The organism is Mycobacterium sp., assembly GCF_044342925.1.
Taxonomy (GTDB): Bacteria; Actinomycetota; Actinomycetes; order Mycobacteriales; family Mycobacteriaceae; genus Mycobacterium.
Genome location: NZ_JBIIOV010000015.1, coordinates 1 through 22,747, shown reverse-complemented (window position 1 = coordinate 22,747; position 22,747 = coordinate 1). Strand labels below are relative to the sequence as shown.

General features: G+C 67.0%; 27 protein-coding genes and 1 pseudogene. 15 read left to right on the top strand and 13 right to left on the bottom strand.

Features of this window, described 5'->3' with window-relative positions; all coding sequences use genetic code 11:
* Nucleotides 1-10 precede the first annotated feature (10 nt).
* From ADBZ6I_RS03235 to ADBZ6I_RS03225, 3 genes are all read left to right on the top strand, one after another.
* On the top strand, nucleotides 11-871 hold the full coding sequence (locus tag ADBZ6I_RS03235; RefSeq protein ID WP_526380798.1) for an SDR family oxidoreductase: 861 nt from the start codon (nucleotides 11-13) through the stop codon (nucleotides 869-871).
* A gap of 15 nt (nucleotides 872-886) precedes the next feature.
* Nucleotides 887-1,276 (top strand): VOC family protein, encoded by a 390-nt coding sequence (locus tag ADBZ6I_RS03230; RefSeq protein ID WP_526380796.1) that lies wholly within the window; start codon nucleotides 887-889, stop codon nucleotides 1,274-1,276.
* Between the two features lie 209 nt (nucleotides 1,277-1,485).
* Entirely contained in the window at nucleotides 1,486-1,617 is a 132-nt protein-coding gene (locus tag ADBZ6I_RS03225; protein WP_526380794.1) for a DUF3349 domain-containing protein, read from the top strand.
* A gap of 63 nt (nucleotides 1,618-1,680) precedes the next feature.
* Here ADBZ6I_RS03225 and ADBZ6I_RS03220 read toward each other — a convergent pair whose 3' ends face one another.
* Both ADBZ6I_RS03220 and ADBZ6I_RS03215 read right to left on the bottom strand, forming a co-directional pair.
* On the bottom strand, nucleotides 1,681-1,968 hold the full coding sequence (locus ADBZ6I_RS03220) for a hypothetical protein (protein ID WP_526380792.1): 288 nt from the start codon (nucleotides 1,966-1,968) through the stop codon (nucleotides 1,681-1,683).
* Between the two features lie 13 nt (nucleotides 1,969-1,981).
* Nucleotides 1,982-3,220 (bottom strand): inorganic phosphate transporter, encoded by a 1,239-nt coding sequence (locus ADBZ6I_RS03215; protein WP_526380789.1) that lies wholly within the window; start codon nucleotides 3,218-3,220, stop codon nucleotides 1,982-1,984.
* A 166-nt stretch (nucleotides 3,221-3,386) separates the two neighbouring features.
* On the opposite strand from ADBZ6I_RS03215, the gene menE reads away from it, so the two are divergent.
* The 6 genes from menE to phoU all read left to right on the top strand — a co-directional run bounded on the left by menE (nucleotide 3,387) and on the right by phoU (nucleotide 9,167).
* Entirely contained in the window at nucleotides 3,387-4,499 is a 1,113-nt protein-coding gene (gene menE / locus ADBZ6I_RS03210) for an o-succinylbenzoate--CoA ligase (RefSeq protein WP_526380822.1), read from the top strand.
* A gap of 104 nt (nucleotides 4,500-4,603) precedes the next feature.
* Nucleotides 4,604-5,308, top strand: coding sequence for a response regulator transcription factor (locus ADBZ6I_RS03205; RefSeq protein ID WP_526380787.1), 705 nt, complete (start codon nucleotides 4,604-4,606; stop codon nucleotides 5,306-5,308).
* On the top strand, nucleotides 5,301-6,320 hold the full coding sequence (locus tag ADBZ6I_RS03200; protein WP_526380785.1) for a sensor histidine kinase: 1,020 nt from the start codon (nucleotides 5,301-5,303) through the stop codon (nucleotides 6,318-6,320). Before ADBZ6I_RS03205 ends, ADBZ6I_RS03200 begins: the two co-directional genes overlap by 8 nt.
* Before the next feature lie 87 nt (nucleotides 6,321-6,407).
* The gene (gene ppk2, locus ADBZ6I_RS03195; RefSeq protein WP_526380783.1) at nucleotides 6,408-7,262 is read left to right on the top strand and encodes a polyphosphate kinase 2; all 855 of its coding nucleotides are present in this window, start codon (nucleotides 6,408-6,410) and stop codon (nucleotides 7,260-7,262) included.
* A gap of 7 nt (nucleotides 7,263-7,269) precedes the next feature.
* Nucleotides 7,270-8,370 carry a magnesium and cobalt transport protein CorA gene (locus ADBZ6I_RS03190; protein WP_526380781.1) on the top strand — a complete coding sequence of 367 codons (1,101 nt, stop codon included), beginning with the start codon at nucleotides 7,270-7,272 and terminating at the stop codon, nucleotides 8,368-8,370.
* Nucleotides 8,371-8,456: 86 nt separating this feature from the next.
* Nucleotides 8,457-9,167 (top strand): phosphate signaling complex protein PhoU, encoded by a 711-nt coding sequence (gene phoU, locus ADBZ6I_RS03185; RefSeq protein WP_526380779.1) that lies wholly within the window; start codon nucleotides 8,457-8,459, stop codon nucleotides 9,165-9,167.
* 52 nt (nucleotides 9,168-9,219) lie between these two features.
* Here the strand turns inward: phoU and ADBZ6I_RS03180 are convergent, their stop codons facing one another.
* Genes ADBZ6I_RS03180 through ADBZ6I_RS03170 form a run of 3 tightly spaced genes read right to left on the bottom strand, consistent with a single transcriptional unit; the run spans nucleotide 9,220 to nucleotide 11,333 of the window.
* Nucleotides 9,220-9,825, bottom strand: a complete 606-nt coding sequence (locus ADBZ6I_RS03180; RefSeq protein WP_526380777.1) for an amidohydrolase — start codon at nucleotides 9,823-9,825, stop codon at nucleotides 9,220-9,222.
* Nucleotides 9,752-10,195: a CobW family GTP-binding protein gene (locus ADBZ6I_RS03175; RefSeq protein WP_526380775.1), complete on the bottom strand. Its 444-nt coding sequence runs from the start codon at nucleotides 10,193-10,195 to the stop codon at nucleotides 9,752-9,754. The genes ADBZ6I_RS03180 and ADBZ6I_RS03175 overlap by 74 nt, the downstream gene beginning before the upstream one ends.
* Before the next feature lie 7 nt (nucleotides 10,196-10,202).
* Nucleotides 10,203-11,333 carry an NAD(P)H-dependent flavin oxidoreductase gene (locus ADBZ6I_RS03170; protein WP_526380773.1) on the bottom strand — a complete coding sequence of 377 codons (1,131 nt, stop codon included), beginning with the start codon at nucleotides 11,331-11,333 and terminating at the stop codon, nucleotides 10,203-10,205.
* A gap of 47 nt (nucleotides 11,334-11,380) precedes the next feature.
* Between ADBZ6I_RS03170 and ADBZ6I_RS03165 the strand changes: the two genes are divergently transcribed.
* Together ADBZ6I_RS03165 and ADBZ6I_RS03160 are read left to right on the top strand one after the other, a co-directional pair.
* Nucleotides 11,381-12,031 (top strand): DUF1345 domain-containing protein, encoded by a 651-nt coding sequence (locus ADBZ6I_RS03165; RefSeq protein ID WP_526380820.1) that lies wholly within the window; start codon nucleotides 11,381-11,383, stop codon nucleotides 12,029-12,031.
* Between the two features lie 5 nt (nucleotides 12,032-12,036).
* Entirely contained in the window at nucleotides 12,037-12,906 is an 870-nt protein-coding gene (locus ADBZ6I_RS03160; RefSeq protein WP_526380771.1) for a 1,4-dihydroxy-2-naphthoate polyprenyltransferase, read from the top strand.
* A gap of 1 nt (nucleotide 12,907) precedes the next feature.
* Here the strand turns inward: ADBZ6I_RS03160 and ADBZ6I_RS03155 are convergent, their stop codons facing one another.
* Nucleotides 12,908-13,183, bottom strand: coding sequence for a DUF4229 domain-containing protein (locus ADBZ6I_RS03155; protein ID WP_526380818.1), 276 nt, complete (start codon nucleotides 13,181-13,183; stop codon nucleotides 12,908-12,910).
* A gap of 84 nt (nucleotides 13,184-13,267) precedes the next feature.
* Between ADBZ6I_RS03155 and ADBZ6I_RS03150 the strand changes: the two genes are divergently transcribed.
* Nucleotides 13,268-13,429, top strand: coding sequence for a hypothetical protein (locus ADBZ6I_RS03150; protein WP_526380769.1), 162 nt, complete (start codon nucleotides 13,268-13,270; stop codon nucleotides 13,427-13,429).
* A 56-nt stretch (nucleotides 13,430-13,485) separates the two neighbouring features.
* On the opposite strand, the gene ccsB is transcribed toward ADBZ6I_RS03150, so the two are convergent.
* The 6 genes from ccsB to hemL all read right to left on the bottom strand — a co-directional run bounded on the left by ccsB (nucleotide 13,486) and on the right by hemL (nucleotide 19,507).
* Entirely contained in the window at nucleotides 13,486-14,463 is a 978-nt protein-coding gene (ccsB, locus tag ADBZ6I_RS03145; protein ID WP_526380767.1) for a c-type cytochrome biogenesis protein CcsB, read from the bottom strand.
* Nucleotides 14,463-16,028, bottom strand: a complete 1,566-nt coding sequence (resB, locus tag ADBZ6I_RS03140) for a cytochrome c biogenesis protein ResB (RefSeq protein WP_526380816.1) — start codon at nucleotides 16,026-16,028, stop codon at nucleotides 14,463-14,465. The genes ccsB and resB overlap by 1 nt, the downstream gene beginning before the upstream one ends.
* Nucleotides 16,029-16,129: 101 nt before the next feature.
* Nucleotides 16,130-16,939, bottom strand: coding sequence for a cytochrome c biogenesis CcdA family protein (locus ADBZ6I_RS03135; RefSeq protein ID WP_526380765.1), 810 nt, complete (start codon nucleotides 16,937-16,939; stop codon nucleotides 16,130-16,132).
* Nucleotides 16,936-17,547, bottom strand: coding sequence for a TlpA disulfide reductase family protein (locus ADBZ6I_RS03130; RefSeq protein WP_526380763.1), 612 nt, complete (start codon nucleotides 17,545-17,547; stop codon nucleotides 16,936-16,938). Before ADBZ6I_RS03130 ends, ADBZ6I_RS03135 begins: the two co-directional genes overlap by 4 nt.
* Nucleotides 17,544-18,197 carry a histidine phosphatase family protein gene (locus ADBZ6I_RS03125; protein ID WP_526380761.1) on the bottom strand — a complete coding sequence of 218 codons (654 nt, stop codon included), beginning with the start codon at nucleotides 18,195-18,197 and terminating at the stop codon, nucleotides 17,544-17,546. Before ADBZ6I_RS03125 ends, ADBZ6I_RS03130 begins: the two co-directional genes overlap by 4 nt.
* On the bottom strand, nucleotides 18,194-19,507 hold the full coding sequence (gene hemL / locus ADBZ6I_RS03120) for a glutamate-1-semialdehyde 2,1-aminomutase (RefSeq protein WP_526380759.1): 1,314 nt from the start codon (nucleotides 19,505-19,507) through the stop codon (nucleotides 18,194-18,196). The genes ADBZ6I_RS03125 and hemL overlap by 4 nt, the downstream gene beginning before the upstream one ends.
* Nucleotides 19,508-19,624: 117 nt before the next feature.
* Between hemL and ADBZ6I_RS03115 the strand changes: the two genes are divergently transcribed.
* Genes ADBZ6I_RS03115 through ADBZ6I_RS03105 form a run of 3 tightly spaced genes read left to right on the top strand, consistent with a single transcriptional unit; the run spans nucleotide 19,625 to nucleotide 22,445 of the window.
* Nucleotides 19,625-19,954, top strand: coding sequence for a FeoA family protein (locus ADBZ6I_RS03115; protein ID WP_526380758.1), 330 nt, complete (start codon nucleotides 19,625-19,627; stop codon nucleotides 19,952-19,954).
* Nucleotides 19,951-21,912 (top strand): ferrous iron transporter B, encoded by a 1,962-nt coding sequence (feoB, locus tag ADBZ6I_RS03110; RefSeq protein WP_526380756.1) that lies wholly within the window; start codon nucleotides 19,951-19,953, stop codon nucleotides 21,910-21,912. Before ADBZ6I_RS03115 ends, feoB begins: the two co-directional genes overlap by 4 nt.
* A gap of 2 nt (nucleotides 21,913-21,914) precedes the next feature.
* On the top strand, nucleotides 21,915-22,445 hold the full coding sequence (locus ADBZ6I_RS03105; RefSeq protein WP_526380814.1) for a NifU family protein: 531 nt from the start codon (nucleotides 21,915-21,917) through the stop codon (nucleotides 22,443-22,445).
* Here ADBZ6I_RS03105 and ADBZ6I_RS03100 read toward each other — a convergent pair.
* Nucleotides 22,432-22,747, bottom strand: a pseudogene (locus ADBZ6I_RS03100) (TetR/AcrR family transcriptional regulator); the annotation flags it as partial. The gene ADBZ6I_RS03105 and the pseudogene ADBZ6I_RS03100 overlap by 14 nt on opposite strands.

The following is a 22,747-nucleotide window of genomic DNA, read 5'->3' as shown; positions in this document are numbered from 1 at the left end:
CTCGGCACCCGTGAATCCCCTGCGCCGACGGCTGACCGAAGCGATCGCGCTGACCGGCATGCGACCGCCGCTGCGGATGCCCAGCCCGACCAGGATCTCGCTGCGCGGTAAACGGGTCCTGATCACCGGTGCGTCGTCGGGTATCGGCGAGGCCGGTGCCGAACTCTTTGCCGCAGCGGGTGCGGAAGTGATCGTCGTGGCCCGGCGCGCCGAGTTGCTCGACGAACTGACCCACCGGATCGCCGGCAACGGCGGGACCGCCGCCGCCATCCCGTGCGACCTGTCCGACCTGGATGCCGTCGACGACCTTGCCGCGGTCGTCGAGAAGCGCTTCGGCGGGGTGGACATCCTGGTCAACAACGCCGGCCGGTCCATCCGCCGGCCGCTGGCCGACTCGCTGGACCGCTGGCACGACGTCGAGCGCACCATGATGCTCAACTACTACTCACCGCTGCGGCTGATCCGCGGTTTGGCACCCGGCATGATCGAGCGGCGCGACGGCCACATCATCAACGTCGCCACCTGGGGCGTATTAAGCGAAGCCCCTCCCCTGTTCAGCGTCTACAACGCGTCCAAGGCGGCACTGAGCACCATCAGCCGGGTGATCGAGACCGAGTGGTCGCGGCACGGCGTGCACTCGACCACCCTCTACTACCCGCTGGTGGCCACTCCGATGATCGCGCCGACCAAGGCCTACGACCGGATGCCGGCGCTGACTCCGCGGGAAGCCGGGCAGTGGATGATCGACGCCGCCCGGCACCGGCCGGTGCGCATCGCGCCGAGGTTCGGGGTGGGCGCCCGGGCGCTGGACATCGTGGCCCCGGCGGCGCTCAACGCCGTTCTCAAGCGCCAGCGCATGCAGCCCAACTGAGGTAGACACACCTAGATGGAGATTCTCTCGAGCCGGATGCTGCTGCGGCCGGCGGACTACCAGGAGTCGCTGGCGTTCTACCGCGACTCTCTGGGGCTGGCCATCGCCCGCGAATACCCTGGCGGCACAGTATTTTTCGCCGGACAAACGCTGCTCGAGCTGGCCGGTCACGGCAGGCCGGCCGATGCGCCGGAGGGTTTCGCCGGTGCGCTGTGGCTTCAGGTCCGTGACGTCTACGCCGCGCAGGAGGAACTTCGCTCACGCGGGGTGGCTATCGCCCGGGAAGCCCGTCAGGAACCGTGGACTCTGCACGAGATGCACGTCACCGACCCGGACGGGATCACGCTGATCTTCGTTCAGGTGCCGGAGATGCACCCGCTGCGGCGGGCGGCTCCGATCGGCTAGAAGCCAGGTCACCCCTTGCCGGCTGAGCAGCCACCACGTCGCGACACGCGGATTAGACGAAAGTTACGATTTGGCCTCGGAAAGGGCCGTTGAGTTGGCCTTTTAGCCCGGAACCGATCGAGGCCACCCCGCTCGATTGTTCATCTTCCGTTCACCAAGGGTATGCTCGCCGTTGGCTGATTAGCCCGCCGGCCAAAGCAGGTGGGCAGATGGCTGAATGGAGGTGCCAGATGAGCCAGGTAATCAATCGCTTTGTCTCGTGGCTGCGTGCGGACTGCCCAAACGGTGTTCCGCCAACTGACTACGTGGCCGTTGTCGCCGTGCTGAAGGCGGCGAACTAGCTGATTGATCCGGCGAGCTGTGGTCGTAAAGAAACCGCCACAGCTCGCCGGATCGAAAACCTGCTAATTCTTCTTGGGTACAAACGGAAACAAATCCACCCCGAAGTGATGGATGATCGTGCTGCGGGTGACCCAAAGGACCGCCGCGACGATCACGACCGCGACAACCAGGAAGATGAGCAAACCAACCGGCTTGAGGATCGGGTGTGGTTGGCGAAGGACGCCGTCCTCGTCGACGCCACCAGCCCCGCTGGAGTAAACCCTCAGCCCGACGGCAAATAGCGCAGGCAGCCCTGCACCGAGGACGAGGCCCACGATGAGCACGCGGAACATGTTCTCCAGGGATTGCATCAGCTGCCTCCGATTACGCGATGGTCTTCTTGGGCTGGTTTGCTGCCCGTAGTTCGGCTGGGATCACGGAGTTGGTCGAAGCGTCCCAATCAGCGTTGACGTTCGACGAGTCGACCTTGTGATGCTGCGCACGCCACCACATGAAGGCCGACAGAGCAACCAACATCCCGAAGATCACGATGCTGCCGAACAGATCCGACGACACCGAACCGACTCCGAGACCGATCCAGAAGGTCAGGGCACCGGCGAGACCCGCCATCGGGAGGGTGATCAACCACGCCACAGCCATCCGACCGGCGACGGCCCAGCGCACCTGCGCACCGGACTTACCGACGCCGCTGCCCAAGATGGATCCTGTCGCCACGTGGGTGGTCGACAACGCCATGCCGGCTGCGCTCGAGCTGAGAATGATCGCCGCCGACGACGCTTCGGCCGCCAACCCTTGGGGCGGCTCGATTTCCACCAAGCCTTTACCGAGGGTGCGGATGACTCGCCAACCGCCGAGGTAGGTGCCCAGGCCGATGGCGAACGCGCAGCTGGCGATGATCCAGAGTGGAAGTCCGTCCTCTTTGACGTTGCCGGTGAGATGGCCGGTTGTGATCAGGGCGAGCGCGATCACGCCCATCGTCTTTTGCGCATCGTTAGTTCCGTGCGACAGAGCGACCAGAGATGCGGTCGCAATCTGGCCCCAGCGGAATCCATCGTCACGCCTGCGGTGTCGGATGTGACGAGTGATGGCGAACACCAGCCACGTACCACAGGCAGCCACAAGACAAGCGATGACCGGCGCCGCGAGTGCGGGGATGAGGATCTTCTGCGTAATGCCCGACCAGTTGACGCCAGCGACACCCAGCGCCGCAAGGCCCGCCCCCACCAGACCGCCGAACAGCGCATGCGAAGAGCTGGAGGGAATACCGAACAACCACGTCAGCAGGTTCCAGAGGATGCCACCGATGAGGCCGGCGAAGATGATCAACAAGCCGAGGTTCGTGTCGACGTTGGGCAGCAGTGAGCCGGTCTTGGTGTCCTGGATTTTCAGGACGTCCTTGGTGACGGTGGCCGCCACTTCGACGGACAGGAAGGCGCCCACGAGGTTGAGGATGCCGGCCAGTGTCACCGCCGACTTCGGCTTCAAGGCTCCAGTGGCGATCGACGTTGCCATGGCGTTGCCGGTGTCGTGGAACCCGTTCGTGAAGTCAAAGGCAAGTGCTGTGGCGATCAGCAGCACAAGGATGACCATCTCCCCAGACATCGAATAATTGTTCAGGCAAGTAACGCCGTTTGACCAATAATTGGCCATTCTCGGATTTGTGGAAGGCCGTAGTTTGGTCTTTATTGGGGCGAAAATTTGCGAGGAAGGCGTTCGGATGTCAGTTTTGCGTCTGCTGGTGGTTCCGGCCGGCCCGTCGGCGCTGTCCATGCTGGCTGCGCTGGAGGGCGTCCTCGACGGCCGCGACGCACCCATGGTGCCGGTCCCGGCCGGCGATCTGCGGGAGAGCGAACTGCTGACGACCGCGCTGCGGGTCGGTGAAGAGATCGACGACGAGATCGCACTGGTGGTCACCACCTCCGGGACCACCGGTGCACCCAAAGGGGCGATGCTGACGGCGGCGGCTCTGATCGCCAGCGCGTCAGCGACCCACGACCGTCTGGGCGGGCCGGGCCGCTGGCTGCTGGCCCTGCCGGCCCACCATATCGCCGGTGTGCAGGTCCTGGTGCGCAGCGCGCTGGCCGGGACCGTCCCGGTGGAACTGGACATCCGGCACGGCTTTGACCCGGCGGAGTTGCCGGGGGCGGTAGACGAGCTCGGCTCCGGGCGGCGCTACGCATCGCTGGTGGCCAACCAATTAGCCAAGGCCTTGGGTGATCCGGCGGCCATCGACGCCCTGGCCGGGCTGGACGCCGTGCTGCTCGGCGGCGGCCCGGCACCGCGACGTGTCGTGGAGGCCGCCGCCGCGGCCGGCATCACCGTGGTGCGCAGCTACGGCTCCAGTGAGACCGCCGGCGGCTGTGTGTACGACGGAATGCCGCTGGACGGGGTGGAGATGCGGATCGACGATGCCGGACCGAGCGGAGCAGGCCGCGTCGTCATCGGGGGTGCCACCCTGGCCCGCGGGTACCGCAATCCACCGGCGTCCGGGCCGGATCCGTTCGGTGAGCCGGGCTGGTTTCATACCGACGATGTGGGCTGCTTCGACGAGTCCGGCCGGCTGATGGTGCTGGGACGCGCCGATGAGGGCATCAGCACCGGTGGGCTGACCGTCTTGCCGGGTCCGGTGGAGGCGGTGCTGAGCCGACATCCGGCGGTGCTCGATTGCGCGGTCTTCGGCCTTCCCGACGATCGGCTGGGCCAGCGGGTGGCCGCCGCCGTGGTGGCCAGCCGGCCGGTGACCGTGGCGGAGCTGCGGGAGTGGGTGAGCCGGAACCTGGACGGCACCGCCGCGCCCCGTGAGGTGCACTTGGTCGACGCGCTGCCCCGTCGCGGCATCGGAAAGTTGGACCGCGCCGCGCTGCGCGCGCAATTCGGCTGAGCGCTGCGCGCGCAATTCGGCTGAGCGCTGCGCGCGTGCTGTTTGCAGTGACGAAAGCGTGACGGCAGAGCGGCTTTCCCTTCGCCGCCGTTAGGCTCGGGTCTATGAATGCCCGGGTTCTGATCGCTGACGACGACGCCGTGGTGCGCGACATCGTCCGGCGGTACCTGGAGCGCGACGGCCTTGAGGTCAGGGTGGCCGGCGACGGCAACGAGGCCCTGCGGGTGCTGGGCACCGAGCGGATCGACGTGGCGGTGCTCGACGTCATGATGCCCGGCCCGAACGGCCTGTCGCTGTGCCGCACTCTGCGCCACGGCGGCGACTACACCGTGCCGGTCATTCTGCTGACCGCGCTCGGCGAGGAGGACGACCGGATCGCCGGTCTGGAGGCGGGCGCCGACGACTACATGACCAAGCCGTTCAGCCCCCGCGAGTTGGCACTGCGGGTGCGCTCGGTACTTCGGCGCGCCCCCGCCGCACCGTCGACGGTCCCGCTGGAGATCACCGTGGGCGAGCTGACCGTGTCGACCGCGTCCCGGTTGGTGACGGTCGCCGGCCAGCCGGTCGGTCTGACGAACCGGGAGTTCGACCTGCTGCTGTTCTTCCTGACCCACACCGACACGGTCTTCTCCCGCGAGGAACTGCTCAAGCGGGTATGGAACTGGGACTTCGGCGACTTGTCGACGGTGACCGTCCACGTCAAGCGATTGCGGTCCAAACTCGGCGATCATCATCGCGTGCAGACGGTCTGGGGCCGCGGCTATCTCTGGCGGGGAGAAGCCGGCAGCGGCGATCGCGGCGATGCCTGAACTGGTTCGTGTCGCGCTGGTCGCGCTGGGCTCGTCGTTGCCGGTGGTGCTCATCGGCGGTCTGATCATCCGGGTCGCCCGGGGCTGGTCGGTGACGGTGAGCATGGTCGCGCTGGTGCTGATTCCGACGTTGGCGACCTTCGCCGGGGTCTTCTGGTCCAGCCGGTTCATGACCGAACCCACCTTCCAGGTGATCGCCGTCGTGCTGCTGATCGTGGCGGTGGTGACGCTGCCTTCGGCGGTGATGCTGGCCCGCTACCAGGCTCGGCAAACCGTGTGGGAGCAGGAGATTCAGGACGCCGAGGCGGCGGCCGAACAGTCCCGCCGACAGTTGGTGGCGTTCGTCAGCCACGACCTGCGCACCCCGCTGGCCGGGATCCGTGCGCTGGCCGAGGCGATCGCGGACGGGATTGTCCGCGCGGACGAGGTCCGGGTTCAGGCCAAGCGCATCGAGCACGAGAGCATCCGGCTGCAGGAGATGGTGGACGACCTCTTCGAAATGGCCAAAATCAATGCCGGGGCGGTCAACGCGCCGTATGACCGGGTGGCCCTCGACGAGGTGGTCGACGACGTGATGTCCGCCCACGGGATCGCGGCCGAGCGTGCCGGGGTGACCCTGGAGGCCGAGTTGCCCGCCAAGGCGGTCCGGGTGATCGGCAGCGACCGCGCTCTGGTGCGAGTGCTGTCCAACCTGGTGGCCAATGCCATCGCGCACACCCCGGCCGGAGGAAGGGTGAAACTATCGGTGGGCGCCGACCGGGAGGGGGCGTGGGCCCGGGTGGACGACACCGGCGTCGGTATCGACGCCGCCGACCTGCCCCGGGTGTTCGACGTCGCCTATCGCGGTTCCAATGACCGTGTGCCGCGGTCGGATTCGTCACTGCCCAGCGGGTCGGGTCTGGGATTGGCGATCGCCGCCGGGTTGGTGCGCGCGCACCGGGGGTCGCTGTCGGTGCACAACCTCAACCAGGGTGCCCGGTTCGAGGTACGGCTTCCGCTAGCGGCCGACTGAGGGCACAACGAGTCGATCTGAACCGACCGCACTGGGAATTAATCCTGGCTTCACCCTAGCGTCGATTGGACCGCCTATTTTTCCGGCATGTCCTTTCAATTCGACGGCCACACCGTCCTCGATGATGACGACGACGATCCGATTCTCTTGGACGCGGGAGGACTGCCCGTCGACACGTGGCGGGAGAACTACCCTTACGAGGAGCGTTTGCCGCGCAGCGAGTACGAGGAGCACAAGCGGCTGCTCCAGATCGAACTGCTCAAGCTGCAGAAGTGGATCCAGGCAAACGGGCGTCGGCACATCATCGTCTTCGAGGGCCGCGACGCCGCCGGCAAAGGCGGGACGATCAAACGGTTCATGGAACATCTGAATCCGCGCGGCGCGCGGGTCGTAGCTCTGGAGAAACCGACCGAAAAAGAAGCGACGCAATGGTATTTCCAGCGCTATGTCCCCCACCTTCCGTCTGCCGGCGAGATCGTCTTGTTCGACCGATCCTGGTATAACCGCGCCGGTGTCGAGCGGGTTATGGGCTACTGCACCCCCAAGCAACACGCGCAATTCATCCGCCAGGTGCCGTTCTTCGAGCAGATGCTGGATAACGACGGGATCAGCTTGACAAAATTGTGGTTCTCCGTCTCTCCTTCTGAGCAGCGAACCCGGTTCCTAATTCGGCAGATCGATCCAGTGCGACAGTGGAAACTGTCGCCGACTGACCTTGCCTCCCTTGACAAATGGGACGACTACACCGCCGCCAAGGAAGACATGTTTTCATGGACCGATCTCGAGGTCGCGCCATGGACCGTCGTCAAGAGCAACGACAAGAAACGGGCCCGTATCAACGCGATGCGACACGTCCTGCACGAATTCGACTACGACAACAAAGATCACGATGTGGTAGGCAGACCCGATCCGCTGATCGTCGGCCGCGCGTTGTCGGACTGACGGGCAGATGCCGCCAAAACGTGCGACTCCGCCGACTGTCCTCGATGTCCTCGGCGTGCGCACGGAAGACGCATCAGCCGCTTATCCGGCTCCAGTCGAGGACGCCGTCGTGGACTGCGCGATCTACGTCGACGGGGTTCGCCTTCCGGGAGATCACGCTTACGACAGGGCACTGGCAGAGGTTCGAGTGCTCAACGACGAGGGAAAGCGGGCGTTTCTCTGGTTAGGTTTGCGGGAGCCGACGGAACACCAAATGGCCTGTGTCGCGGACAGCTTCGATTTGCATCCCATCGCGGTCAAGGATGCCGTCCAAGCCGTGCAACGACCAAAAGTGGAACGCTACGACGACCTACTGTTCGTTGTGGTGAAGACCGTCCACTACATGGCGACTGAGTCCGTGGCAACGGCCCGGCGTATCGCCGAGACCGGCGAGATCATGATCTTCGTCGCACCGGAATTCGTCATCACGGTGCGCCATGGTGACCATAATGGGCTCTCCGGTCTGCGAAGTCGGCTGGAAACCGAACGCAAGGAACTCGGCCTTGGGCCTTACGCCGTCATGCAGGCGATCATCGGCCATGCCGTCGATCACTATCTGTCCGCGATCGCTCCGCTGGAAAACGATATCGACGACGCCGAGGAGCAGGCGTTCTCACCGGTGCCATCGCCAGGAATCCAGCAGGTCTACCTTCTGAAGCGCGATGTTGTTGAACTTCGCAGAGCGATCGGACCTCTCGGCGTCGCGCTGCGGGAGTTAACCACTGAACACACGGACCTGCTACAACGTGAGATCAGAAGCTACCTGCGTGACGTCTCCGATGGTCAAGCCCAAGCGGCCGATCAGATCGTCGCCTACGACGACATGCTGTCCGGCCTGGTCGAGGCCGCCATCGCCAGAACCGGCCTGCAGCAGACCGTCGATATGCGAAAGATCTCGGCCTGGGTGGCCATCGCGGCTGTGCCGACGATGATCGCGGGTGTCTACGGGATGAACTTCGTTCACATGCCCGAACTAGCCTCGCGATGGGGCTATCCCGCCGTTCTCACCGTGATCGCGGTTGTCTGCGCGACGATCTACGCAAAGTTCCGCCGCAACCACTGGCTCTGATTACCGGCGCTGCGGCGTAACAACATTCATGCCGTGTTCATACAGTTTCAGTGGACTGGTTTCCTAGTGTTACTAGCTTTGCTAGGGTGCGGTCCGCGTATGGCGCTCAACTCGCAGGTCTAACCGGTCAATTGGTCGACATGTGCCATTTGGCGGCAACCGCGATGGAACGCGCAACCCAGGCTCTCCTTCGGGCCGATCTGCACTCGGCAGAGCGTGTGATCGGCGAACACGAAAACATCAGGTCCGCCAGTGTCAGAGCCGAGGAAGCGAGTTTCGCGCTGATGGCTTTGCATGCGCCGATGGGACGCGATCTCCGGGAAGTCGTCGGCTCGATCCAGATCGTGGCGGACCTCGAACGCATGGGTGCGCTTGCGCTCCATGTGGCCGAAGCCGCACGGCGCCGCCACCCGAGGTGCGCGGTACCAGAGGAAGTGCAGGGCTACTTCGCCGAAATGGGGCGCATTGCCATCGAATTGGGCGACAACGCCCGTCAGGTGATCGTTTCCCATGACCTCGGCCGGGCTCGCTACATCCGTCAGGCCGACGATGCGATGGACGATCTGCACCGCCATTTGTTCACCGTCATGGTTGACCGTGAGTGGGTGTACGGTACGACCGCCGCGGTCGATGTGACCTTGCTGAGCCGCTATTACGAGCGCTTCGCCGACCATGCTGTGCAGATATCCCGACGAGTCATCTTCCAAGCCACCGGCCACGGCCATGCCCGGGCCAAAATCGGCAGTACTGGAACAGACTTCAGGCCGGAAAGGTTGTCCATAGCGTCGTCGGGTTGACGGCAATTCGGGTGCTCGGAGGTCGACGCGGGTTCCCATGCCTCACTCGACGTCAGCCGGACTCGGCCTGGAACACCTCGCCGCCCACCACGGTTCCCCACACCTCGATATCGCGGATGGCCAGCGGATCGACGTCCAGCGGCGACTCCGCCAGCACCGCGAAGTCGGCGGACTTCCCGGCCTCGATGGAACCGATCTCATGGTCCATGTGCAACTGGAACGCACCACCGATGGTGGCGGCGTGCAGCGCCTCATACGGCGTGATCTTCTCGTAGTCGCCCAACACCCGGCCGCTGGGCGTGACCCGGTTCACCGCGCACCACATCGTCATCAGGTGACCGACAGGGGTGACCCCGGAGTCGGTGTGGAACGACAGCGGCACGCCTGATTCCAATGCCGTTCGGCACGCCCACATCCCGCGGGTGCGCTCCGGGCCCATGGTGAATTCGTAATGCTGGTCGCCCCAGTACCAGATGTGGTTGGTGAAGATGTTGGCGCAGATGCCCAACCGTCCCATCCGCCGGTACTGGGCGGCGGTGGTCATCTGGGAGTGCTGCAGCACATGCCGGTGATCCAGCCAGGCGTCAGTGCGCAACACCTCCTCCACAGCGTCGATGAACACCTCCCCCGCGCCGTTGCCGTTGCCGTGGCAGTGCACGTTGAGCTTGCGGGCGTGGAAAGCCTTGACGGCCGCCGTGATGGGCGATCGGCGCGGGGTCGGCGATACCGCTGGCTTCGATGATCAGGTGCTCCGGCGGGTCTTGGCGATCGCGGACCGACCACAGTGCCGTCATCAGGTCGCTGCCGATCCGGCAGCACACGCAGCCGTTGGTCAGGGTGATGGTGTCGCCGTCGGCGGCCGCGATCAAGTCGCCGTCGATCCCGATGTCACCGAAGTCGTTGACCAGAACCGCGATCCGCTGGCCGACGGTCTGGCTGAGCAGCTGGTTGAGCAGCGTCGTCTTACCGGAGCCGAGGTAGCCGCCGATCACGGTGACCGGAATCGGGCCGGGCTTGGCAGCCGTCACCCGCGTGTTAGTCGTCGAGTGTGCGGAACAGCCGCTCAGCAGCGTTGACGTAGTCCTCGATGAACTCGAGGACGACCTCACGGGCGGGCTTGATCTTGTTCATCAAGCCGACGCCCTGACCCACCCAGTAGGTCGAGAGTGCCTGCGCACCGGGGTGACCGCTGGCTGCCAGCTTGTCGATCCGGCGCAGCGCCGGTTCGGCGATCATGGCCTGCAGCGGCAACGGCAGGGGTTGGCGGCCCTTGGGATTCGGCGCCCAGGCATCGGTCCAGTCCGATCGCAGCTGCCGCGACGGCTTGCCGGTGCGGCCGGCCGAGCGGACGGTGTCGCGGGAGGACGCCTCCAGCATTTTCTGTTTGGTGTACGGCGCGGTCTCGGCCTCCTCGGTGGTCAGCCACACCGAGCCGGTCCAGGCGCCGGCGGCACCCATCGCCACACAGGCCGCCATCTGCCGGCCGGTGACGATGCCGCCGGCGGCGAGCACGGGAACGTCCTTGCCGCCGGGGATTTCGGCGATGGCGTCGAGCACCTCGGGGATGAGCACCAGCGTCGTCACCTCTCCGCAGTGCCCGCCCGCCTCGGTGCCCTGCACCACGATCAGGTCCACCCCGGCCTGCACCTGCTTGATCGCGTGCTCCTTGGCGCCCACCAGTGCGGCGACGGGGATGCCGCGCTCCTTGCCAGCCTGGATCATGTAGTCCGGTGGCACGCCGAGGGCGTTGGCCATCATCGTGATCGGGTGGTTGAGCGCGACGTCGAGCAGGCCCTTGCCGGTATCGCCGCCCAGCGCCGAGGAGCCGACGCGCAGCTCTTCGGCGTCGATGTCGTGGGTCTGGAGAAGTTCGTTGATGAAGTCGCGGTACTCCGCGGGAATCCGCTCGGCGAGCTGATCGCGGGTGAGGTTCTCGCCCTTGCCCTCGTACTTGGCGGGAACGATGATGTCCACGCCGTAGGGCTTGCCGTTGACATGCTCGTCGATCCAGGTCAGTTCCTGTTCGAGTTGATCGGGACGGAAGGCCACACCGCCGAGAACACCGAACCCGCCGGCGTTGGTCACCGCGGCGACGACGTCGCGGCAGTGACTGAAGGCGAAGAGCGGGAACTCGATGCCGAACTGATCACAAATCTCTGTCTTCACACAGTCCAGTATCCCCGGGCTCTGGGAATGATTGACTTTGGCCTGTGATGCTGCGTGACGTACTCGGGTCCCGGGGGCCGGTGGCGTTCCGGGTGGCAACCGCCCTGATCGCCGGACTCGGTATGGCTGCGGCGACAGCGTCGAAGGGCCTGTCGCACTACGCACCGGCGGCCAGTTGGATCACCGCTTCAGTGATATTCCTGGCGTGGACCTGGGCGGTGATCTGGCGGATGGACGCAGCGGCGACCCGTCAGCACGCGCTGCACTATGAGCGGGACGGAACCCGACACGTCTCCCATCTGTTGGTCATGGCCGCCAGCCTGACCAGCATCGCGGGGGTTGGCTACCTGCTCTACGCCACCTCCGGGAACAAACCGGATCTGGCGGCTGGGATCGTCGGCATCCTCAGTGTCTTCGGCTCGTGGTTGGTCGTGCACACCGTCTACATGCTGCGATACGCCCGGCTCTACTACAACGCCCCGGACCCGAAGCGGCCCGGAATGGACTTCGACGGCGATCTACCCACGTACCTCGACTTCGCCTACGTCGCGTTCACGATCGGGATGTGTTATTCGGTGCCCGACAATGGCCTGAGCAACCGAAAGCTGCGGATGACCGTTCTGTCGCACGGCATGATGTCTTACGTGTTCGGGACCTTCATCATTGCGATGGCGCTGAACCTCGTCGGCGGGTTGTGAGTCCGATGGCCACCGTGGCGCAGTGGATCGAAGGTGCGCGACCACGCACCCTGCCCAACGCCGTCGCACCGGTGATCGCGGGCACCGGGGCGGCCGCATGGTTGGGATCGGCCGTGTGGTGGAAAGCCCTTCTGGCGCTGCTGGTTTCGTTGGCGTTGATCATCGGTGTGAACTACGCCAACGACTACTCCGACGGCATTCGAGGCACCGACGACGAGCGCGCCGGTCCGCTGCGTCTGGTCGGCGCACGGCTGGCTTCCCCGCGCGCCGTGCTGACAGCGGCGGTGGTGAGTCTCGGCGTGGGAGCGGCCGCGGGTGTCGCGCTCGCGCTGGTCAGCGCGCCCTGGCTGATCGCCGTGGGTGCGCTGTGTATCGCCGGGGCGTGGCTCTACACCGGCGGCTCGCGGCCATACGGCTACGCGGGTTTCGGCGAGATCGCCGTGTTCGTCTTCTTCGGCCTGGTGGCGGTGCTCGGCACGCAGTACACCCAGGCGCTGCGGGTCGACTGGGTAGGTGCCGCGGCCGCAGTGGCGGTCGGGGCGCTGTCGTCGGCGGTGCTGGTAGCCAACAACCTGCGCGACATTCCCACCGACCGGGTGGCCGGGAAGATGACGCTGGCGGTGCGTCTCGGGGACGCTCGCACCCGGGTGTTCTACCTGTCGCTGCTGGGAATGGCCGGGCTGCTGACCCTGGTGCTGATGCGTGCCACGCCGTGGTGCGCGCTGGGCCTGCTCGCCGTGCCGCTGGCGGTGAAGGCTGCCGGTCCGGTGCGGCGCGGCGCCGGCGGCAGGGACCTCATTCCAGTCCTGCGTGACACCGGGCTCACCATGCTGGTGTGGTCGGTCGCGGTCGCCGTGGCGCTGGCCTTCGGCTGAGCTACTTCGTCGGCTCCTCGCCACGCAACCGGGCCTGCAACTGCTCGCGGTCGAGGCGGCGGCGCTCGTCCACCCCGGCGATTGCGGTCGTTGCCCGGCGCCGCAGCGGTGCCAGCAGCCAGATGCCCAGCGGCAGCGCGATGATGATCGCGAACAGCATCGCCACCACGAGGGGAACCTCGACGCCGATCACCCCGGCCGCGGCGAAGATCGCCGCCGTCAACACCCCCACTAGAAGTACTCGCGCCAGTGTGTAGACCACGACGTCGCGCACCATCGCGCCCTTCGTACCGCCAACCTGTTCGTCCGTCACGGCGGAAAGCCTACCGACGCGCGTATATTCGGAACAAGGAGGTTACCGGTGCTTTACCTGCTGCTCATCCTGCTCGTCTGCGGCTTGACGTTTGTCGCGCTGCGGGCGATGCGCGCCAACGCCAGCCGCCCCACAAAACGCGTTATCGGTCCCGATGACGACCCAGAATTCCTGTGGCGGCTCAGCCACGGAGACAACAACCCGCGCTAGCCCGGAGACGATGCGGGACGGCAGTCCCGAGGATAAGCCGGGCAGTCAGACCGACGTCAGTTCACTCCGGCGTAGGAGTGCAACCCGACGGTGACGAGGTTGATGAAGAACAGGTTGAACACCATCGCCACGAAGCCAGCGATGTTGATCCAGGCCGCCTTCTTGTCGCGCCAGCCTGCCGTCGATCGGGCGTGCAGGTACGCCGCATAGACCACCCAGGCGATGAAGGACACCGTCTCCTTGGGGTCCCAACCCCAGTAGCGGCCCCAGGCTTCCTCGGCCCAGATGGCCCCGAAGATGACGCCGAAGCCGAACACCGGGAATCCGAAGATCGTGGTGCGGTACGCGATGCGGTCGAGGGTTTGGGCGTCGGGGAGTTTGGAGGCGATCCCGGCCAGGACGCCGGTCCTGCCGGGCTCGGCATACTTCGACATCTTCAGCAGGAAGAGGATGCTGGCCACACCGGCGACCAAGAACACCCCTGAGCCCAGGCTGACCACCGAGACGTGGATGGGCAGCCAGTAGGACTGCAGCGCGGGCATCACCGGCGCGGCGTTGGTGTAGAGCCACTTGCCGGAAATGGTGAGCAGGATCAAGACCGGCACCAGGACGAACACCCACAGCGCGCGGTACTGCGGCTTGCGCAGCACGATCGCGGCCGCCACCAGACCGCAGAAGCTGGTCAGGTTGATGAACTCGTACATGTTGCCCCATGGCGCCCGGGCGGTGGCCAGGCCGCGCAGCACGATGCAGGCCAGCAGCAGCCCGATGCCCAGGTAGACCAGATTGAGCCCGGCGGAGCCGATGCGTTCGGCCACCGGTGTCGTGCCGGCCTCGACGACCACGCCGGGGCGGTTGTCGTCCACGGCCACCCCGCCGGCAGAGACCAGCTCCCGTTCCTCGACCCGGCGCCCGCGGCTGGAGGCGAGCTCGATCGCCAGCATCAGCAGCGCCAGGACCAGGACGACGACCGACGCGGTGAAGGCCCAGTCCGAATACCGGGCCAGGCCGATATCGATGTGTTCGGTGTTCATCAATCCTCCGCAACGGAACCGAGCCGGCGGGCAAGCGTCTCCAACTCTTCGCCCCACCCCGAGTTGTCGGTGCGGGCAAGCCCGCCCAACTCGACATTAACGGTACCTGGAGTGGCGGGATCTATCCCCGTGTCGCTGCGCTCCTGCCCGCCGGGATCTATCCCCATGTCGCTGCGCTCCTGCCCGCCGGGTCTAATCCGCGCCCACACCCGCCGCCGCGGCACTACCAGTGAGACCAGCAGACCGGCCATCATGGTCAGCGCCGACACCAGTACCCAGAACTGGCCCGGGTCGTGGGAGACCTGGAGGTTGACGAACGGGGTGGCGCCGTCGAAACGGACGGTGGTTCCGTCGTCCAGGCGGACGTCCTGGCCCAGCGAGAGGTTGACCCGCTTGAGCTTGGTCAGCCGCTTCTGCTCGATCAGCCGGTTGTCGAGCCTGAACAGCGACTGCGGCCGCCCGGTGTCCAGTCCGGCGTCACCGCGATAGATGTCGACCGCCACCGCGGGGTCGTTCATCGCGGGGAACTTCGACGACAGCAGCTTGCCGTCCATCTGCTGGGTGGGGGCGAACAGGCCGGTGATGGCGATCTGGTGCTTGCGCCGCTCATCGGCCGGGTACAGCCCGGGCGGCGGATCGAAGCGGACGGTGCCCGAGGACAGCAGCGTCTGGGAGTTGTCGGGCTGGAACTGGATGGTCTGCGTTCGCTTCTGCCCGCTGGGGAAGGTCACGGTGAAGGTGGGGGCGTAGCCGTGCCCCTGCAGATAGACCCGGTCACCGCCGACCCGCAACGGGTGGTTGACCTCCAGCCGGTAGGGCCGCCAGGTGCCGTCCGCCAGATCGGCGCCGGCCTGGTAGTCGATGTTCGCCGCGAACGAGGTGGCCTGCCCGGTCTCCAGGTAAAGCGCCTGAAAATCGTTGACTCGCACACAGATCGGGTACAGCGAGGTGCCGTCGACGTTGTTGCCGGCGCGGAAGGAGTCGAAGGCGGCCGGGGTGGCCGAGCAGAACCCCGGCCCGCTGTTGGCGAGCACGATGACGTTGCCTTCGTAGCCGAACAGCTTTCCGACGGCGACGGCGGCCAGCAGGCCCAGCAGGGAGAAGTGGAAGACGATGTTGCCGAGCTCCCGCAGGTAACCCTTCTCGGCGGACACCTCGACCTCGTCGCCGTTGGTCCGGGTGACGCGCCGCCAGCCCCGCAGGTGCCCGTCGATGCGGGCGGCCACCTCGGCCGGTGTTCCGGTCACGGTCATCCTGGCGTGCCGGGGCAACCGTTCGAGCCGGCGGGGCGCGGGCACCGGGGTGGCCCGCAGGCTACGGAAGTGCTCGACGATGCGGGGGGTCAGACAACCCACCAGCGAGAGGAACAGCAGGACATAGATCGCGGTGAACCAGAAGCTGGAGAACACGTCGAACATCTGCAGCCGGTCCAGCCAGGGGCCCAGAACCGGATGCTGGCCGAGGTACTGCTGCACCTTGGACTCGTTGAGGCTGCGTTGCGGCAACAGGGCACCGGGGATGGCGCCGAGCGCGAGCAGGAACAGCAGTACCAGCGCAGTGCCCATGGAGGTCAGCGCGCGCCAGGGTTTCAACAGCAGCGGGCGCAGACGCCCGCCATGCCTGGGTGCGTCGGGGACGTGGACCTCCACGGGCGGGGCTGTGGTCATCAGATCGGAAGCCTCACGTCGCTGACGAAGGCGTCGCGGACCCAGGAGGTGAAGTCGTTCCAGACGCCAGTCACCAGCGCGACGCCGACGGCGATCAGCAGCACACCGCCGAAGATCTGGATGGCCCGGCTGTGCCACCGCAGCCAGCCGAACGCGTTGACCGCCCAGCCTGAGCCCAGCGCCAGCAGGACGAAGGGGATGCCCAGGCCGAGGCAGTAGGCGATCACCAGAACCACCCCGCGCGCCACGCTGGCGCCGTCGGTGGCTGACGCAACCGCGATCACCCCGGTCAGCGTCGGCCCGAGACAGGGTGTCCAGCCCAAGCCGAAGACGGCCCCGAGCAGCGGCGCCCCGGCCAGCCCGGCCCACTGCCGCGGGGTGAACCGCGCCTGACGCTGCAGCGCGGGAATGAAGCCGATGAAGACCAGCCCCATGATGATGGTGAGCACCCCGCCGATGCGTTGCAGCACAATTTGATTGGTGATCAACGTTGTGGTCATGCCGAGTACCGCCACCGTCCCGAGCACGAAGACGACCGTGAATCCGGCGACGAACAACAGTGCCGATCCAGCCACCCGCCAGCGTTGACGGGTACCGATACCGGCGGCGCCGGGCCGGGCCGCATCGTCGGCAGCGCCGACCACGGCACCATCGTCGGCAGCACCGACCACCCCGGCCAGGTAAGACAGGTAGCCGGGCACCAGCGGCACCACGCACGGAGAAGCGAAGGACACCAACCCGGCCAGCACGCACAGGCCCAGCGCCACGAACAGCGGCCCGGCTGCGGCGGTCTCGGCCAGGCCGGTCACGGCGTACCCGGCGCCGGTTCGGCTGCCAGCCGCTGCAGCAGCGGGATCAGATCCTCGGCGAGCAGCTCGCGTAGGAACACCGCCGCGACCCGATGCTCTCGATCCAGCACCACCGTGGAGGGGATCACCGTGGTGGGGTACTTGCCGCCGAAGGCGATCATGGTGCGCATCGCCGGGTCGTAGATCGACGGGTAGCTGATCTTGCGGTCGATGACGAAGTCCCGCGGGGCGTCGATGTCGTTGTCGCGCACGTCGATTCCCAGGAACGCCACGCCCTGCGCCTTGGTGGCCTCATAGGCTTTCTCCAGCTCGGCGACCTCGGCGCGACACGGTCCGCACCACTGACCCCAGACGTTGATCACCACGATCTTGCCGGCGAAGTCCGTCAGTGAGATGGTGCGGCCGGTATCCATCAGATCCGGCCCGGACAGCGGCCCCGGCCTGCCACGGGTCTGCGGCGGATCGTAGGTGATGTCGGTCTTTCCACCGGGCGCGACGAATTCGAAGGTGCCGCCCTGCGCGACGGCGTCGTCGCCGGTAGAGCAGCCGGCTAGGAGCACAGCCGCCGCGGCGACCCCACTGATGACGACCGAAATGAGGCGGTTCACCGGCCCGCGATCTCCGAATATCCCCACCCGACGTAGTCGGCACCGTCGAAGTAGAACGACGTCACCGATGCCAGGTTGCACATCCGTTTGGTCGGGAAGTGATGCAGCGGTTCGGCGTTCATCGCCCGGCGCAGGGTCTCGACGGGCAGCTGATGGCTCACGCACACCGCTTCGTGGCCTAACCCCTTCTCCCGGGCGCGGTGCAGAGCGCTCTTCATCCGTGCGGCGATCTCCTGGTAGGGCTCACCCCAGGAGGGCTTGCGCGGATCGCGCAGATGCCGCCAGTTGCGCGGGTCGCGCAGGGCACCGTCGCCCGGTGACACTCGCTTGCCCTGAAAGACGTTGTGCGACTCGATCAGTGCATCGTCGACGTGGATGGGCAGGTCGTGTTTGGCCGCGATGGGTGCGGCGGTCTCCTGGGCCCGCTCCAGCGGGGAGGCGACGACATAGATGATGTCGCGTTTGGCCAGCCATTCGCCCACCCCCTCGGCCTGCGCCCGGCCCCGCTCGGAGAGGTGGTAGTCCGGGAGGCGGCCGTAGAGGATGCCCTCGGGGTTGTGCACCTCGCCGTGGCGCATGACGTGGACGATGGTCCGGCCGCTCGCGGCCGGCCCTGGGGCGGCGGTCCGGCCGGCGGGGATCCGATTCATGAAGCGCCCGCTTCCGCGGCGGCACGGGCCGCGGCCGGCAGGGCCGCGGCGATCCGGTCGAAGGCGTCGTCGTCCAAAGCTGCGGATACGAACCAGGTTTCGAAGGCGCTCGGCGGCGCGTACACCCCGGCGTTCAGCAGGGCGTGGAAGAACGGCGGGAACCGGAAGGTGTCGCTGGCCCGGGCGGCGGCGAAATCACCGACCGGCTCATCGGTGAAGAACACCGACAGGAAGCTGCCGCCGCGGGCCACCTGGTGCACCACGCCGGCGGCGCTCAGCGACTCGGACAGCAGCCCGGCGAGGCGGTCGGCGTTCGCGTCCAGCGCTGCGTAGACCGCGTCGTCGGCATGTCGCAGTGTGGCCAGGCCGGCCGCCACCGCGACCGGGTTCCCGGATAGGGTGCCCGCCTGGTACACCGGCCCCAACGGCGCCAGGCGTTCCATCACATCGGTGCGGCCGCCGAAGGCCGCGGCCGGCAGGCCCCCGCTCATCACCTTGCCGAAGGTGAACAGGTCGGCGTCGACGGGATCCACGCCGTACCAACCGGATCGGCTGATCCGGAAGCCGGTCATCACCTCGTCGACGATCAGCAGAGCGCCGTGCTCGGCGGTGATCCGGCGCAGCGCTGCGTTGTAGCCGGGCAGCGGGGCGACCGCACCCATGTTGCCCGGGCAGGCCTCGGTGATCACCGCGGCGATACTGTCGCCGAACGCCGCGAAGGACTCCTCGACGGCCGCGATGTCGTTGTAGGGCAACACGATGGTGTCGGCGGCAGTGGCGCCGGTGACCCCCGGCGAGGAGGGCAGGCCCAGGGTGGCGACGCCGGATCCCGCGTCGGCCAGCAGTGCGTCGACATGGCCGTGGTAGCAGCCGGAGAACTTGACGATCTTGGGGCGCCCGGTGAACCCGCGGGCCAACCGCACCGCGCTCATGGTGGCCTCGGTGCCGGAGTTGACCAGGCGCACCCGTTCCACCGGCTTCACCCGCGCGATGATCTCCGCGGCCAGTTCGGTCTCACCGGCAGTGGGGGCCCCGAACGACAGCCCACCCGCCGCGGTCTTCTGCACCGCCTCGACCACCGCGGGATGAGCATGTCCCAGGATCATCGGCCCCCAGGAGCAGACCAGATCGACGTAGCGGTTGCCGTCGGCGTCGGTGAGCCAGCAACCCCGCCCGGAGGCCATGTAGCGGGGCGTGCCACCGACGGAGTTGAACGCCCGGACCGGTGAATTCACCCCACCGGGAATCACCGTGCACGCCTGAGCGAACAACCGCGCGGATGCGATCGATGACGCTGCCTGCTCGATCATGACCACCAGTGTCCCAGCCGGATCCAGGTGGTCAACCACAGGGTGGGCCGGGGACCAAAGTCCCTTTCCACGAGCGCGCGGGCGACAAGCGAGATTTTGTTAAGTTACCCTAACCTCATGTCCTCGGTCTCCGATCGGATGCGCGCGCGGCCGCTGGCAGCGGGGCACATGCCACACGGGGACGGCCGGGCCCGGCCGACGCTGGCCGACCTGCAGCGAGGCCAGCGCGCGACCGTCGTGGGCTACGACGACGAGGTCGAACCCAGCTCGGCGCGACGCCTGTTCGACCTGGGCCTGGTGCCGGGAATCGAGGTGGCGATGGTGCGGCGCGCTCCGCTGCGCGACCCGGTGATCTATCGGGTGGGCGACTACGAGATCGCTTTGCGCACCGCCCAGGCCCGCAGCATCCATGTCGACGTCGGCGGGACCGGGATCGGATCGCGGTGAGCGGCGCTCACGACCACTGCGGAGGCGCCGGCGGTACCACCACCGCGCACGTCGGCCTGACCCGGTTCGCCGTCGTCGGCAGTCCTAACTCCGGCAAGACCACCCTGTTCAACGCGCTGACCGGTCTGCACGCAAAGACCGGCAACTACCCCGGCGTCACCGTCGCTCGCTACGAGGGAACCACACGGCTGGGCGATCACGACACCGTCGCTGTCGAGGACCTGCCGGGCACCTACAGCCTGGACCCGATCAGCCCCGACGAGCAGATCGTGGTGGACGTGCTCGACACCGACGGCACCAACACCGGCGTCGATGTGCCCGACGCCATGCTAGTGACGCTCAACGCGACGACGTTGCGGCGCTCGCTGGGACTGCTGGCCCAACTGCAGCAGACCGGGCTGCCGATCTGCGTGGTGCTGACGTTCACCGACGATTTGGCCCGCCGCAGTGGCCGCCTGGACATCGCCCGATTCACCCGGGCGCTGGGCGTGCCGGTGGTGACCGCGGTCGCCGGACACCGCGACGGCCTGGCCGATCTGCGCCATGTGATGGCGCGCGTCGACACCTGGACCGCCCCGGTGGTGCCGCCGCCCACCGACCCGGCGGAGGTCACCGGATGGGTCGACTCGGTGCTGGAGTCATCGGGCTACCAGCTGCCGCAGATCGACAAACGCACGCACCGGATCGACTCGCTCGTCCTACACCCGGTGATCGGCACCGCGATCTTCCTGCTGACGATGTTCGTGTTCTTCCAGACGATCTTCACCGTCGCAGCTCCGTTACAGGACTATGTGGAGACCTTCTTCGGCTGGCTCGGACAACTGGTGGCCGACCACGTCCACGTGCCGTTGCTGTCGGCGTTCCTGTCGCAGGCGGTGATCGGCGGCGTGGGCAGCGTGCTGGTGTTCGTGCCGCAGATCGCGCTGTTATTCGTCCTCATCGCGCTACTGGAGGGCACCGGCTACCTCGCCCGAGCGGCGTTCCTGATGGATCGGGTGATGGCCCGCGCCGGCCTGGAAGGCCGCGCCTTCGTGGCGTTGTTGTCGTCGTTTGCCTGCGCCATCCCCGGCATCATGGCCACCCGGTCGCTGCCGTCGGCCAAAGACCGGCTCGCCACCATGATGGGCGCGCCGCTGATGACCTGCTCGGCCCGGCTGCCGGTGTACATCCTGCTGGTCAGCCTGCTGCTGCCGTCGGATGCCAGAGTGGGCGTCTTCAACGCTCGCGGCGTGGTGATGTTCGCGCTGTATCTGTTCGGCGCGTTGTCGGCGATGGCCACCGCCGCGGTGTTCAAGAAGTTCGCCGCCCGCAGCGGACCGACACTGCCGTTCTATATGGAGATGCCGCCGTACCAGGTGCCGCGGCTGCGCAACGTGGCCGCCGAGGTGTGGACGGCGACGTCGGCCTTCCTGCGCAAGGTCACCTCGATCATCCTGGCCACGACGGTCGTGCTCTGGGTGCTGCTCAACCTCCCGCTGCGCTCAGACGCCGAACTGACCGCCGCCGGCGTCGACACCGGCGACTCCACCGCCGTCGGCGCCTACGTCATCGACCACTCCTACGCCGCCTCGGTCGGCCGGGCGGTGGAGCCCGTCTTCGAACCGCTCGGGTTCGACTGGCGGATCAACATCGGCATCCTGTCCTCGCTGGCCGCCCGCGAGGTGTTCGTCGCCACGCTGGGCCAGGTGGCCGCCGCGGAAAATCCGGATGACCCCGCACAGGCGTTGCGGCAGATGACGGTGCAGACCGGGCCGGACGCCGGGCGACCCCTGTTCGACGCGCCCACCATCGCCGCGCTGCTGGTGTTCTTCATGTATGCGCTGCAGTGCATGTCGACGGTGGCGGTGCTGCGCCGCGAGAGCGGCTCGTGGAAATGGCCGGCGCTGGCGTTCAGCTACATGTTCGCCCTGGCCTGGCTCCTGGCGTTCGCCGCCCGCACCGTCGTCGCCCTGGTGTGACGATGATCGGCATCCATGCCGAACGGGTCCCCGGCGACGACCGCGCCGTGCGCTGGGTGGTACCGCCGGGCCTGGTGCCGGCGGGACGGGTCCGCGAGGCCCCCGGCCGGCTCGGTGACATGCTGCGCGACGCAACGCTGTCCGACGCGCTGACCGAGCACGGCGCGGTGTGGCTGTGGGTTCCCGAGGGCCGGTCCTGGGCCGGGGTGGGCGTGGGTGTGCAGTCCGCGCTACGCGAAGCCCTGGGTGAGCCGGACGGGTGGCGCGTGGACCCCGCACCCGGTGAGGTGCTGATGCGCGTGACCGCCGACCTGCTCGCCGGCTCGGTGGGCGACTTCGTGCGGTCGCACGGCGGCAGCGTGACGGCCGAGCGACACGGCGACGACGTCTCCGTGCGGCTCGGCGGGGCCTGCGAACATTGCGCCGCAGCCGAATTCACGCTGCGGATGCGGCTGCTCGAGGCGCTGCGGCAGCGCTGTCCGAACCTGGTGGAGTCCGTCGGCAAAGGTGCGTTGACGGTCAGACTGGGGTGACCGTAGCCGGATCGGCGCGCAGCGCCGCCGACAGGCTCGGCAGGAAGTGCTTGGTGGCGAAAGCCCTTATCTCATCGGCTGTTTCGATAGGTTCGGCACTGGGCAACAGCAGCAGCAGCATCGCGTACCGCCAGATGGTATCGGCGAGTTCACCAACAGTCTCTTCGCCGATCCGATCGGCGAAGCCTGACGGGAAGATGACCTGCAGGGCCTGGGTGATCCGGCTGACCGCCGCCCGGTAATGGCGGCGGGCGAGCTCCAGTGTCAGTGCGGGCTCGGCGGTGATCATCCGGTTGAGCACC